Source organism: Streptomyces sp. NPDC005533, from assembly GCF_042871845.1.
Taxonomy (GTDB): Bacteria; Actinomycetota; Actinomycetes; order Streptomycetales; family Streptomycetaceae; genus Streptomyces.
Genome location: NZ_JBIAJH010000001.1, coordinates 53371 through 66508, shown reverse-complemented (window position 1 = coordinate 66508; position 13138 = coordinate 53371). Strand labels below are relative to the sequence as shown.

The window sequence follows — 13138 nt, the reverse complement described above, 5'->3', positions numbered from 1 at the left end:
GCAACGGCTCCGTCCCGAAGGGGACGGAGCCGTCGGCGTTCACGGGCCCGCGGTGGGCGACGCGGCGGTGGCCGTGACCGCCTGGGTGGCGGTCGGCGTCGGGTCGGCGGTCTCGGTCGGCGCCGGGGACGGTCCCGCGGTGGTCGGCGGGGGCGAAACGGACGACGGCGGCGGGGAGTTCGGCGGCGTCGCGGACGGGCGGCGGGACGGGGTCCGGCCCGGTGTGCGGCCCGGGGTCGGGGCGGCGGCGCTCTGCCCCGGCTGCGCGGCCTCCGACGCGGGGGCCGAGGCGGCCGGCGGCTCGGGTGCAGGATCGTTCCCGCCAGCGCTCGGCACGGTCGGCGGGACCACGGCCGACGGGGTCGAGGAGACCGCCGGGCCCTGCGCGGGCGGCGTGTCGTCCGAGGAGCCCAGCGCCAGGGCGACGACCGTGCCCAGTGCCACCACCGTCAGGGCGCCCGCCCCGGCCATCAGCACCAGCCGGCGCCGGTCCGGGCGCCGGTCCGGCGCGGGCGCGGGGAGCGGGGCGGCGGGGGCGGCCGGCTTGGGCGCCGGCGGGAAGGCGTCCTCGAACACCTCCGACAGCGTCGTCGGGGGCTCCGTGCTCCGGTTCACCGGCACGACCGGGGTCATCCGCGTCACCGCCTCGGCGGAGACGGGGACCACGGGGGCGACACGGGCCGCGAGGGCCGGCCGGTTCGCGGCCGGGCCGGCCTTGGCGAGCGGGGCGGTCGGGGCGGTCGGGGCCGCCGGTGTGGCCGGGGTGGCCGGGGTGGCGGGAGTGGCGGGAGTCGGCACCGTCAGCGCCTCCGAAGCCGCCGCGAGGGCGGCCGGTGCCTCCAGGCGCAGCGGCGGCGACGCCGCCACCTGCGTCTCCCGGTCCACGACGAGCGCCAGCGCGCGCCGCCCGGCCACCGTGCCCCGCTTGTCGGCCAGCGCGCCGCGCAGCCCGATCGAGGTCTCCAGTTCGGCGCGGGCCCGGTCCAGGCGCCCCTCGCACAGGGCCAGCACGCCGAGCTCGTGGTGGAAGTACGCCTGCTCGGCGACTTCTCCCGCCTTGCGCGCGGCCTCTGCTCCGGAGCGCAGCACCCGCTCCCACGCCTCCCAGTGCAGCGAGCCCGCGAAGGCCGGAGCCGCCGTCCGCGCCAGCAGCACCGCCGCCACCACGTCGGCTCCCGCCAGCGCCGCAAGCACCGCGTCCGCCTCGGCCGCGACCCGCTCCGGGGTCACCGAGGCGTGCCCGGTCCACCAGGCGTAGTGCCGGGCGGCCGTACGGGCCTCCTCCGAGGCCGTGTCCCCGTACCCGACCTCCTCCAGCTGCCGTGCGACTCCCGCGGCCAGCCGGTAGCGCGTTCCGACGGGCGTCAGAAGCCCGCAGGCCAGCAGCTCCGCCACCGCCGTGTCGGCGTGGGTGTCCCCCACCAGGGCCGGCAGGTGCGCGTGGTGCGGCAGCTCCCCGCCGAGCGCGCAGGCGATCCGCAGGGCCGCCCGCGCCGACTCGCTGACCCGCGAGGCCAGCAGCTCGGCCGGGGCCGCGGCCTCGGCCAGCGTCGGCAGCGGAACCTGCGCCCGGTCGCGGGGGCGCTCGTCGAAGACGCCGGGCTCCTCCTCGTCGTCGTCCTCGGCGGTGTGGTTGAGCTCGTCCCGCTGCCTCAGCAGCGCGGCGGCCTGTACGAAGCGCAGCGGCAGCCCCTCGGAGGCGAACCGCAGGTCTTCCGCCCAGGCGCTCTCCTCGTCCGTCAGGGGCCGTCCGACGCCCGCTTCGAGCAGGGCCACGCAGTCGGCCTTGCCGAGTCCGGTGAGGAAGACCTCCTCGATGTGCGAGTCGTCGGAGGGGGAGCGGGTGTCGGGGGTCGTGGCGAGCAGGTAGGCGCATTCGGGGGTGGCGCGCAGCAGTTCGTCGAGGGCGGATCCGCCCATCTCCAGGTCGTCGAGGAGGACGATGGCGCCGATGTCCCGTACGCGGGCGAGGAGCTCGTCCCGCTCGGGCCGCTCGCCCTGGGCGTCGTACACGGTCGTGTAGAGCGTCTGGAGGAGTTCGGAGGGCTGCTGGTGCCCGTATCCGGAGAGCCGTACGACGCCGTCGGGCGCGAGGCCCGCGCACCGGGCGGCGACGGCGTCGAGCAGCACGCTGCGGCCGGATCCGGAAGGCCCGGTCAGCCGGACGGACCGGCCCCGTGCCAGCAGCCTGACGAGACGTTCCTGCTCCTCGTCGCGGCCGCGGGGCACGGGTATGGGGCCGCCGGGGCCCGGCAGGGCGGGGACGCGTGCGGCGGCTTCCCGGGCCGTACGGGCGGCCGCGTCGCGCTTGGCGGGGCGGCCCCGCTCGGTGCCGGGGCGGAGCGGCTCGATCTCACTGCCGTCGACCGGGTTGACGGTGAGGGTGAAGTCGCCGGCTGTCAGGGTGACGACCCGTGCGGGCCCGTTCGGCGCGGGCGCGGCGCTCGCGGCGGACGGGGCCGGAGCCTGCCCGGATCCGGGCACGGGCGGCGCGGAGCCGCCTGTGGACTGCCCGTCCTGTTCGGTCTGCCCCTGTGTACGGTCCATGACCCAGTCCCCCGATCGCGGGCCGAGCGCCTCGCCGTCGTACCGCCCGGCCTCGGCGCACCCGCGGTCGCTCCTGGTCCGGTTTCCGCCCGAACCCTAGACCGTGGCCGGTGGTGCGGGAAACCGCAGGGGGGCGATCACCACCGGACCGTTACGTTTCCGCAGGAAATGCAAAGGTCAGCGGCCTGCCGTTCATACGCGGGGCAGGGACTCCGCTTCCAGGCCGCCCTCGATGGCGAGGATCCGGTGCAGGCGGGTCGCGACGAGCAGCCGCTGCATCTGGGGCGGCACCCCGCGCAGGACGAGGCGCCGGCCGGTCCGGCCGGCCCTCCGGTGCGCGCCCATGATCACGCCGAGGCCGGTCGCGTCCCAGGAGTCGAGCCCGGTGAGGTCGAGCACGAGGTCGCCGTGGCCGTCGTCGAGCGCGGTGTGGAGGGCGGTACGGGCGTCCGCCGCGCTGCGCACGTCGAGGCGGCCCCCGACAGCGAGTTCGGCGTGGTCGCCCCTGATGTGCATGTGTACTCCCGGCAGTACTGCGTACGTATGGTCCGACTGGTCCGTGGTCGGCAACTCTCACTTCAACTGACTGCCCCACGGGCAGGGAAGTTGCCGACCGTGAGCGAACCGATACCTAATTCACCCGGAGGGGTGAACGACATATTCGAACGGTAGTGCTCGGTGGCTGGACCGGCCTCAGTGCTTGTAGAAGCCCTGGCCGCTCTTGCGGCCGATGTCGCCCGCGTCCACCATCCGGCGCATCAGCTCCGGCGGCGCGAACTTCTCGTCCTGCGACTCGGTGTAGATGTTGCTGGTGGCGTGCAGCAGGATGTCGACGCCCGTGAGGTCGGCGGTGGCCAGCGGCCCCATCGCGTGGCCGAAGCCCAGCTTGCACGCGATGTCGATGTCCTCGGCGGAGGCCACGCCCGATTCGTACAGCTTCGCGGCCTCGACGACCAGCGCGGAGATCAGACGGGTCGTCACGAAGCCGGCCACGTCGCGGTTGACGACGATGCAGGTCTTGCCGACGGACTCGGCGAACGCCCGCGTCGTGGCGAGGGTTTCGTCGCTCGTCTTGTAGCCGCGCACGAGCTCGCACAGCTGCATCATCGGGACGGGCGAGAAGAAGTGGGCGCCGACGACCCGCTCCGGACGCTCCGTCACGGCCGCGATCTTGGTGATCGGGATGGCGGAGGTGTTGGAGGCGAGGATCGCGTCCTCACGGACGATCTTGTCGAGGGCCCGGAAGATCTCGTGCTTGATCTCGATCTTCTCGAAGGCGGCCTCCACGACGATGTCCACGTCGGCCACCGCGTCGAGGTCGGTGGTCGTCGTGATGCGCGCGAGCGCCGCCTCGGCGTCCTCGGCCGTCAGCTTGCCCTTGGAGACGAACTTGTCGTACGAGGCCTTGATGCCGTCCGTGCCACGGGTCAGCGCGGCGTCGGTGACATCGCGCAGCACGACGTCCCAACCCGCCTGAGCGGAGACCTGAGCGATCCCGGAACCCATCAGTCCGGCACCGATGACGGCGAGCTTCCCAGCCACTGCACACCCCATGTTCTTCAAATGACCAGTCTCGAAATACGGCACGGGCTCGTAGCCACTCCGGCGGAGACTAGCGTCCGGGCGGTGCGGTGTGACCGCGAAGTAACACGCGTCACGTCTCAGATGACGGACATCACACCGGTACGGCCCAGCACCCCTGCCCAGCCCTCCAGTTCACCCGTCCTCCGGCTCGCCGCGGCCGGGGGCGGTCCGTCTACGCTGGCCGCATGGTGAACCTCACGCGCATCTACACCCGTACCGGCGACTCGGGCACGACCGCCCTCGGCGACATGAGCCGCACGGCCAAGACCGACCTGCGGATCTCCGCGTACGCCGACGCCAACGAGGCCAACGCGGCCATCGGGACGGCCATCGCGCTCGGCGCGCTGCCGGCGGAGGTCGTGAAGGTCCTGGTCCGCGTGCAGAACGACCTGTTCGACGTGGGCGCCGACCTGTGCACGCCGGTGGTCGAGAAGCCGGAGTACCCGCCGCTGCGGGTGGAGCAGTTCTACATCGACAAGCTGGAGGCGGACTGCGACCTCTTCCTGGAGCAGGTGGAGAAGCTGCGCAGCTTCATCCTGCCCGGCGGCACGCCCGGCGCGGCCCTGCTGCACCAGGCCTGCACGGTGGTCCGGCGCGCCGAGCGCTCGACGTGGGCGGCGCTGGAGGCGCACGGCGAGGTGATGAACCCGCTGACCGCCACCTACCTGAACCGCCTCTCCGACCTCCTGTTCATCCTGGCGCGGGTGGCCAACAAGGAGGTCGGCGACGTGCTCTGGGTCCCGGGCGGCGAGCGGTAGGACAGCCGCTATCGGTCCGTCCTCGCCAGTGCGGGCGGCTCCTCGACGCCCGCGGGGGCCTTTTTCGGCCAGATCGTGTAGGCGACGGCGACCAGGGCGTGGATGCCGACCACACGCAGGGCGCCGAACTGCCACGCCTCGAGCGAGCTGACGTCGCCCGCGTCTCCGACGTACCAGATGGCCACCTGGAGCAGGCCGAGGGCGACGGCGGCCGCGACGACGGTACGGACCCACAGCTTCCACTCGTGCGCGGCCCGCGCCTTCCCGTACCCGGCGCCGGCCGGCTTGGGCCCTCCGGCGAGCCGGTGGGCGGCGTGCCCGTCGAGCCACTTGATCGTGTAGTGGCCGTAGCCGACGGTGTAGCCGATGTAGAGGGCGGCCAGGCCGTGCTTCCAGTCCGGTGCGGCCCCGTTCTTGAGGTCGATCGTGGTGACCACCAGCAGGACCAGCTCCATCAGGGGCTCGCACAGCAGGACCGCCGCCCCGAGCCGGGGCGTCTTCGCGAGGTAGCGCAGGGCCAGTCCGGCGGCCAGCAGCACCCAGAAGCCGACCTCACAGGCGATGATCAGCGCGACGATCACGGGACTCTCCGTCCGTTCGGTTCTCCGGTCTCCGTCTCCCCTCCAGGTTCCCGTCCGGCGCGAGCCGTTTCGTCGTCTCGATTGACCATGTGGGCCTGCATCGTTCGATGTATCCGGACCTCGGCCCCCGCGCCGACGCCCGCGGCCCGCAGACCCTGTTGGATGGGACCCGTGATCACGAAGAGCCTGCGCCCCCACCGCGACGACGTCCTGCTGGCGGTCCTCAGCGTGCTCGTGGGCCTGGTCTTCTGGTCGCTCGGGGTCTACAGCAACGGCGGCCGGCAGCTGCTGCCCGACTGGGCCGCCCTGGTCCCCCTCGCGGCCCTCGGTTCGATGGAGCTGCTGCGCCGCACCAAGCCGCACCTGACGCTGGCCGTCGGCACCGCCGGGGTGATCGCCGACCAGTTCACGGTCGGCAGCCTCGCCACCGTCGTGATCTTCACCGACCTGATGTACGCCGCCGTCGTGTACGGGAAACCGGCCATGGCCCGGCGGCTCCCGGTGAGCACCGGCCTGATCACCATCGTCGTCACCATCGCCTCGGTGGCCTGGCTGCGCACCCCGCAGGCCCTGCTGATCGGCGTGATCACCGGCATCGTGAGCTTCGGCCCGGCGCTGACCGGCGCCACCCTGCGCAACCACCGCGAGGCCGCCGTGGCCGCCCGGCTGCGCGCCGAGCAGACCGCGCTGCTGGCCGAGATGGACCGTACGCAGGCCGTGGCCGCCGAACGCGCCCGGATGGCCCGGGAGCTCCACGACATGGTGGCCAACCACCTGTCCGCCATCGCCATCCACTCCACCGCCGCGCTCTCCATCGACAAGGCCGAGACCAGCCGGGACGCGCTCGGCGTGATCCGCGAGAACAGCGTGCAGGGGCTGGCCGAAATGCGGCGTCTGATCGGGCTGCTGAGGGATGCCGGCGGCGACCAGCAGCCTGTCGCCGTGCCCTCGCTGGACGGCCTGGACGCCCTGATCGCGCAGGCCGGCACCAACGGGGCGGCGAGCGGGCTGACGTTCGTGCTCCACGACCAGCGGCCGTCCGGTGAGCCGGCGGCGGCGCCCGTGGAGCTGGCGGCGTACCGGATCGTGCAGGAATCGCTCACCAACGCGCTCAAGCACGCCGCCCCGGGCACGGTCACGGTCCGTGTGGGGCGCGTCGACGGACTGCTGAGCGTGGCGGTGGACTCCCCGTACGGCGACGGGCCCGGCCCCCGCGCCCCCGGCTCCGGGGCGGGCCTGATCGGCATGCGGGAGCGGACGGAGCTGCTGGGCGGCAGGTTCACGGCGGGCCGGTCCGGCGCGGTGTGGCGGGTGCGGGCGACACTGCCCGCGGAGGAGAAGGCGGTGGAGGCATGACCATCCGGGTGGTGGTGGCGGAGGACCAGAGCGCGGTGCGGGCCGGGCTGGTGCTCATCCTGCGCAGCGCGGGCGACGTCGAGGTGGTGGGCGAGGCCGGCGACGGGGAGGAGGCGGTGCGCCTGGCCCGGGAACTGCGGCCGGACCTCGTCCTCATGGACGTGCAGATGCCCCGGCTGGACGGAGTGTCCGCGACGCGGCAGGTGGTGGCGGAGGGCCTGGCCGATGTGCTGGTACTGACCACCTTCGACCTCGACGAGTACGTCTTCGGGGCGCTGCGGGCGGGTGCCGCGGGCTTCCTCCTGAAGAACGCGGACGCGGCGGAGCTGATCGCCGCGGTCCGGACGGTCGCGCGCGGGGAGGGCCTGATCGCGCCGGCGGTGACCCGGCGGCTGATCGCCGAGTTCGCGGCGCCCCGGCCGGCGCGGGCCACCCCCGCGCCGGAGACGGCCGCGGCGGTGGCCTCGCTGACGCCGCGGGAGCGGGAGGTGCTGAGCGCGCTGGGCGAGGGCCTGTCGAACGCGGAGATCGCCCAGCGGCTGGAGATGGCAGAGGCGACGGCGAAGACGCACGTCAGTCGCCTGCTCGGCAAGCTGGAGCTGCGCAGCCGACTCCAAGCGGCGGTCCTGGCGCAGGAGTTGGGGATATAGGTCGGGCTCCGGGCGGCCGTGCGCGTACCGGTCTGGACCTCTTGACGGTTGGTCCAGACCTTTCTACGCTCGCCGCAACACTGTGGTGAGCGTGCCATGACAAAGCGTGCTCACGGGCGGCGCAGGTCCCACCCCCATGTCGAGGTCCCCCACGACCGAGACGGACCTACGGAGGATCACCCTTGAGCACAGCATCCCCACCCCGCACCAGGCGCACCCGGCTCATCACCCGCGTCGCGGCGATCGTGGCCGCGCTCGCCCTGCCCGTCACCGGGCTCGTCGTGCTCGCCGCCCCGGCCCAGGCGGCCGCCGCGGCGACCGCGACGTACACCAAGGTCTCCGACTGGGGCACCGGCTTCGAGGGCAAGTGGGTGGTGAAGAACACCGGCACCACCACCCTCACCAGCTGGACCGTGGAGTGGGACTACCCGGCCGGCACCTCCGTCACCTCGGCCTGGGACGCCACCGTCACCGGCTCGGGCACCCATTGGACGGCCAAGAACGTCGGCTGGAACGGCACCCTCGCCCCCGGCGCGAGCGCCAGCTTCGGCTTCAACGGCGCCGGCGGCGGCTCCCCCAGCGGCTGCAAGATCAACGGCGCCTCCTGTGACGGCTCCACCCAGCCCGGCGACGCTCCCCCCTCGTCCCCGGGCACCCCGACCGCCTCCAACATCACCGAGACCTCGCTGACCCTGAGCTGGGGCGCCGCCACCGACGACAAGGGCGTCAAGAACTACGACGTCTACCGCGACGGCGCCAAGATCGCCACGGTCACCGGCACCACCTACGCCCAGACGGGCCTGACCAAGGGCACCACCTACGGCTACCACGTGGTCGCGCGCGACACGATCGACCAGACCGGCCCGGCGTCCGCCACCGCGTCCTTCACGACGGCCGGCGGCACCCAGCCCCCGGACCCGGGCGGCAAGGTCAAGCTCGGCTACTTCACCGAGTGGGGCGTCTACGGGCGCAACTACCACGTGAAGAACCTGGTCACCTCGGGCACCGCGAGCAAGATCACCCACATCAACTACGCCTTCGGCAACGTCCAGAACGGCCAGTGCACCATCGGTGACGCCTACGCCGACTACGACAAGGCCTACACCGCCGACCAGAGCGTCGACGGCGTCGCCGACACCTGGGACCAGCCGCTGCGCGGCAACTTCAACCAGCTGCGCAAGCTGAAGAAGGCCTACCCGAACATCAAGATCCTCTGGTCCTTCGGCGGCTGGACCTGGTCCGGCGGATTCCCGCAGGCCGCGGCCAACCCGACCGCCTTCGCCCAGTCCTGCTACAACCTCGTCGAGGACCCGCGCTGGGCCGACGTCTTCGACGGGATCGACCTGGACTGGGAGTACCCCAACGCCTGCGGACTGTCCTGCGACACCAGCGGCGCGGCGGCCTTCAAGAACCTGATGCAGGCGGTGCGCGCGAAGTTCGGCGCGAGCAACCTGGTCACCGCCGCCATCACCGCCGACGCCTCCAGCGGCGGCAAGATCGACGCGGCCGACTACGGCGGCGCCGCGCAGTACGTCGACTTCTACAACGTGATGACGTACGACTTCTTCGGCGCCTGGGCGGCGCAGGGCCCGACGGCCCCGCACTCCCCGCTCACCTCGTACGCGGGCATCCCGCAGGCCGGCTTCAACTCGGCCGACGCCATCGCCAAGCTCAAGGCCAAGGGCGTGCCCGGCGCCAAGCTCAACCTCGGCATCGGCTTCTACGGGCGCGGCTGGACCGGCGTCACCCAGGCGGCCCCCGGCGGCACCGCCACCGGCCCCGCCCCGGGCACGTACGAGCAGGGCATCGAGGACTACAAGGTGCTCAAGACCAGCTGCCCGGCCACCGGCACCATCGCCGGCACGGCCTACGCGAAGTGCGGCAGCAACTGGTGGAGCTACGACACCCCCGCCACCATCGCCGGGAAGATGACCTGGGCCAAGCAGCAGGGCCTCAAGGGAGCCTTCTTCTGGGAGTTCAGCGGGGACACCACGAACGGTGAGCTCGCGAACGCCATCCACACCGGGCTGCAGTAGGAGAGACGGAAGCCGGGGAGACGGGTCCGCCCCCGTCTCCCCGGCTTCTTCACGTCTGGAAGGCCTCGGGCCACCGCGGTCTGGGCGACGTTCACCCTCCCCCAGACTTCGTCCCGGGGGCACCCCCAGTCAACGGGCAAGGAATTTAGGCAACATTTACCCGTTGCCCGGGAGGCGCCGCCTCCAGCCAGGCCAGGAATCCGGTCAGCGCGTCCTCGCTCATCGCCAGCTCCAGGCGGGTCCCCCGGTGGAGACAGCCGAGCACGACGGCGTCGGACAGCAGGGCCAGCTCCTCCTCGCCCTCCGGGGCACGGCGGGCGACGACCTCGATGGAGGACCGCTCCAGCAGCCGGCGCGGCCGGTGGGAGTACGAGAACACCCGGAACCATTCGATCCGGTCACCGCTGTAGCGCGCGACCCCGTACACCCAGCCCTTGCCGGAGACGTCGGGCTTGTCCGACACGCCCCAGCGCATGCTGCAGTCGAAGGTCCCGCCGGACCGCTGGATGAGCCTGCGGCGCAACCCGAAGACAAACAGCCCGATCACCACCAGGGCTACCACCAGGCCGCTCACAAGCAGAGCGAGGAGCATCTTGACCGACCTCCTCGCTCATCGAATGCCGCATGAGAAAAACGACCTGCATCGCCTCAGCCGCGACCCGGTCTGGAAAATTCCAGAACGGACCGCGGCTGAGGTCTGCCGGGTACCGGCGGTCGCCCCCCGGTACTCAGCGGTTCAAACTCCGACGGGCGTTCAGCCCGTTACGGCGCGCAGCCGGACATCAGCGCGACGCTCGGCGGCGGCGTCCGCCTCCGCCTTCGCGCGCTCCAGTGCCCGCTCCGCACGCTGGACGTCAATCTCGTCCGCGAGCTCGGCGATCTCGGCCAGCAGGGACAGCTTGTTGTCCGCGAACGAGATGAAACCGCCGTGCACCGCGGCGACGACAGTGCCGCCCTCGCTGGTGCGGATGGTCACAGGGCCCGATTCCAGCACACCGAGAAGCGGCTGGTGACCGGGCATGACGCCGATGTCGCCGGACGTGGTGCGGGCGACAACAAGGGTGGCCTCGCCGGACCAGACATTGCGGTCCGCCGCGACCAGCTCGACGTGCAGCTCAGCAGCCAAGGTGGCTCCTCGGGTCACCACCCGGCGGGTCAGCCGGGTGTTGGGTCAAATTCTAATGGGCGTGGGGAGAGGGACGGGACACACCCGCCCCTCTCCGTCGAACCTCGAACCGGATGCGCCCCTCGCGGAGCGCGCCGGATCAGGAGACGCCCAGCTCCTTGGCGTTGGCCTTCAGGTCCTCGATACCACCGCACAGGAAGAACGCCTGCTCGGGGAAGTGGTCGTAGTCACCGTCGCAGATCGCGTTGAACGCGGTGATCGACTCGTCGAGCGGAACGTCCGAACCGTCGACACCGGTGAACTGCTTCGCCACGTGGGTGTTCTGCGACAGGAAGCGCTCGACGCGACGGGCACGGTGGACAACGAGCTTGTCCTCCTCGCCCAGCTCGTCGATACCGAGGATCGCGATGATGTCCTGGAGGTCCTTGTACTTCTGCAGGATCCCCTTGACGCGCATCGCCGTGGCGTAGTGGTCCGCCGCGATGTACCGCGGGTCGAGGATGCGGGACGTCGAGTCCAGCGGGTCCACGGCCGGGTAGATGCCCTTCTCGGAGATCGGACGGGAGAGAACCGTCGTCGCGTCGAGGTGGGCGAAGGTGGTCGCCGGCGCCGGGTCGGTCAGGTCGTCCGCGGGGACGTAGATCGCCTGCATCGAGGTGATCGAGTGACCACGCGTCGAGGTGATGCGCTCCTGCAGCAGACCCATCTCGTCAGCCAGGTTCGGCTGATAACCCACTGCGGACGGCATGCGGCCGAGCAGCGTGGAGACCTCGGAACCGGCCTGGGTGTAACGGAAGATGTTGTCGATGAAGAAGAGCACGTCCTGCTTCTGCACATCGCGGAAGTACTCCGCCATGGTCAGACCGGCGAGCGCGACGCGAAGACGGGTGCCCGGGGGCTCGTCCATCTGGCCGAAGACAAGCGCCGTCTTGTCGATGACGCCCGAGTCGGCCATTTCCTCGATGAGGTCGTTGCCCTCACGGGTACGCTCACCGACGCCCGCGAAGACCGACACACCGTCGTGGTTGTTGGCGACGCGGTAGATCATTTCCTGGATCAGAACGGTCTTGCCGACACCGGCACCACCGAACAGACCGATCTTTCCACCCTTGACGTACGGGGTGAGAAGGTCGATGACCTTGACGCCGGTCTCGAACATCTCGGTCTTCGACTCGAGCTCGTCGAAGCGAGGCGCCTTGCGGTGGATCGGCCAGCGCTCGGTGACGTTGGCGTTCTCCTCCGGGTAGTTCAGCACCTCACCGAGGGTGTTGAACACCTTGCCCTTGGTGAAGTCGCCGACGGGGACGGTGATGCCCTCGCCCGTGTCGGTCACCGCGGCCTGGCGGACCAGACCGTCGGTCGGCTGCATCGAGATGGTACGGACGATGCCGTCACCCAGGTGCTGCGCGACCTCGAGGGTCAGGGTCTTCAGCGCGCCGTCCTCGGCCGGGTCGGCGACCTGGACCTTCAGCGCGTTGTAGATGTCGGGCATCGCGTCGACGGGGAACTCCACGTCGACGACCGGGCCGATGACCCGGGCGACGCGGCCCGTGGCGGCGGCCGTCTCAACAGAGGTCGTCATTACTTGTCACTCCCCGCGGTCGCGTCGGCCATGGCGCTGGCGCCACCGACGATCTCGCTGATTTCCTGGGTGATTTCGGCCTGGCGGGCCGCGTTGGCAAGCCGGGAGAGGCTCTTGATGAGGTCTCCGGCGTTATCGGTCGCCGCCTTCATCGCGCGGCGGCGGGCGGCGTGCTCGGAAGCGGCCGACTGCAGCAGTGCGTTGTAGATACGGCTCTCGACGTAGCGCGGCAGCAGGGCGTCGAGGACGTCCTCCGCCGACGGCTCGAAGTCGAACAGCGGAAGGATCTCGCCCTTCGTACCGCTCTCCTCCGCAGCCTGGTCGAGGCTGAGCGGCAGCATCCGGCCGTCGACCGGGTTCTGCGTCATCATCGACACGAATTCCGTGTAGACGATGTGCAGCTCGTCGACGCCACCCTCGGCCGTCTCCGTCTGGATGGCTTCGATCAGCGGCCCCGCGACGCGCTTGGCGTCGGCGTAGGCCGGGCTGTCGGTGAAGCCGGTCCACGAATCCGCGACCTTGCGCTCGCGGAAGCCGTAGTAGGCCAGACCCTTGCGGCCGACGATGTACGTGTCGACGTCCTTGCCCTCAGCGCGCAGCCGCTCGGTGAGCCGCTCCGCCTGCTTGATGGCGTTCGAGGAGTAGCCGCCGGCCAGACCGCGGTCGCTCGTGATGAGCACGATCGCGGCCCGGGTCGGCGTCTCGACCTCGGTGGTAAGGGCGTGCTTGGTGTTCGAGCCGGTGGCCACCGCGGTCACCGCACGGGTGAGCTCGGTCGCGTACGGCATCGATGCCGCCACCTTGCGCTGCGCCTTGACGATGCGCGAGGCGGCGATCATCTCCATCGCCTTGGTGATCTTCTTGGTCGCCGTGATGGCACGGATGCGACGCTTGTAGACCCGGAGCTGCGCTCCCATG

At 71.5% G+C, this 13138-nt stretch carries 12 protein-coding genes; 4 read left to right on the top strand and 8 right to left on the bottom strand.

What is annotated here, in order from left to right:
- Positions 1-39: 39 nt before the first annotated feature.
- From ACFYP3_RS00340 to ACFYP3_RS00330, 3 genes are all read right to left on the bottom strand, one after another.
- Positions 40-2547 (bottom strand): ATP-binding protein, encoded by a 2508-nt coding sequence (locus ACFYP3_RS00340; RefSeq protein WP_388824416.1) that lies wholly within the window; start codon positions 2545-2547, stop codon positions 40-42.
- A 192-nt stretch (positions 2548-2739) separates the two neighbouring features.
- Entirely contained in the window at positions 2740-3063 is a 324-nt protein-coding gene (locus ACFYP3_RS00335; protein WP_030153791.1) for an STAS domain-containing protein, read from the bottom strand.
- A 177-nt stretch (positions 3064-3240) separates the two neighbouring features.
- Positions 3241-4089, bottom strand: coding sequence for a 3-hydroxyacyl-CoA dehydrogenase family protein (locus ACFYP3_RS00330; RefSeq protein WP_030708166.1), 849 nt, complete (start codon positions 4087-4089; stop codon positions 3241-3243).
- 227 nt (positions 4090-4316) lie between these two features.
- Between ACFYP3_RS00330 and ACFYP3_RS00325 the strand changes: the two genes are divergently transcribed.
- Positions 4317-4889 carry a cob(I)yrinic acid a,c-diamide adenosyltransferase gene (locus tag ACFYP3_RS00325; RefSeq protein WP_388824412.1) on the top strand — a complete coding sequence of 191 codons (573 nt, stop codon included), beginning with the start codon at positions 4317-4319 and terminating at the stop codon, positions 4887-4889.
- 8 nt (positions 4890-4897) lie between these two features.
- Here ACFYP3_RS00325 and ACFYP3_RS00320 read toward each other — a convergent pair whose 3' ends face one another.
- Positions 4898-5470, bottom strand: a complete 573-nt coding sequence (locus tag ACFYP3_RS00320) for a hypothetical protein (protein WP_388824410.1) — start codon at positions 5468-5470, stop codon at positions 4898-4900.
- 162 nt (positions 5471-5632) lie between these two features.
- On the opposite strand from ACFYP3_RS00320, the gene ACFYP3_RS00315 reads away from it, so the two are divergent.
- The 3 genes from ACFYP3_RS00315 (at position 5633) to ACFYP3_RS00305 (ending at position 9512) form a co-directional block, all read left to right on the top strand.
- The gene (locus ACFYP3_RS00315; protein WP_388824407.1) at positions 5633-6826 is read left to right on the top strand and encodes a sensor histidine kinase; all 1194 of its coding nucleotides are present in this window, start codon (positions 5633-5635) and stop codon (positions 6824-6826) included.
- On the top strand, positions 6823-7476 hold the full coding sequence (locus ACFYP3_RS00310) for a response regulator (RefSeq protein ID WP_388824404.1): 654 nt from the start codon (positions 6823-6825) through the stop codon (positions 7474-7476). Before ACFYP3_RS00315 ends, ACFYP3_RS00310 begins: the two co-directional genes overlap by 4 nt.
- 182 nt (positions 7477-7658) lie before the next feature.
- A complete protein-coding gene (locus ACFYP3_RS00305; protein ID WP_388824401.1) occupies positions 7659-9512 on the top strand; it encodes a glycosyl hydrolase family 18 protein in 1854 nt (617 codons plus the stop codon).
- A 145-nt stretch (positions 9513-9657) separates the two neighbouring features.
- On the opposite strand, the gene ACFYP3_RS00300 is transcribed toward ACFYP3_RS00305, so the two are convergent.
- The 4 genes from ACFYP3_RS00300 to ACFYP3_RS00285 form a co-directional block, all read right to left on the bottom strand.
- Positions 9658-10104, bottom strand: a complete 447-nt coding sequence (locus ACFYP3_RS00300; RefSeq protein WP_388824398.1) for a DUF2550 domain-containing protein — start codon at positions 10102-10104, stop codon at positions 9658-9660.
- A 162-nt stretch (positions 10105-10266) separates the two neighbouring features.
- Positions 10267-10638 (bottom strand): F0F1 ATP synthase subunit epsilon, encoded by a 372-nt coding sequence (locus ACFYP3_RS00295; RefSeq protein ID WP_030708154.1) that lies wholly within the window; start codon positions 10636-10638, stop codon positions 10267-10269.
- 139 nt (positions 10639-10777) lie between these two features.
- The gene (atpD, locus tag ACFYP3_RS00290; RefSeq protein ID WP_388824395.1) at positions 10778-12220 is read right to left on the bottom strand and encodes a F0F1 ATP synthase subunit beta; all 1443 of its coding nucleotides are present in this window, start codon (positions 12218-12220) and stop codon (positions 10778-10780) included.
- Positions 12220-13137 carry a F0F1 ATP synthase subunit gamma gene (locus ACFYP3_RS00285; protein WP_030708150.1) on the bottom strand — a complete coding sequence of 306 codons (918 nt, stop codon included), beginning with the start codon at positions 13135-13137 and terminating at the stop codon, positions 12220-12222. Before ACFYP3_RS00285 ends, atpD begins: the two co-directional genes overlap by 1 nt.
- Position 13138: the final 1 nt, after the last annotated feature.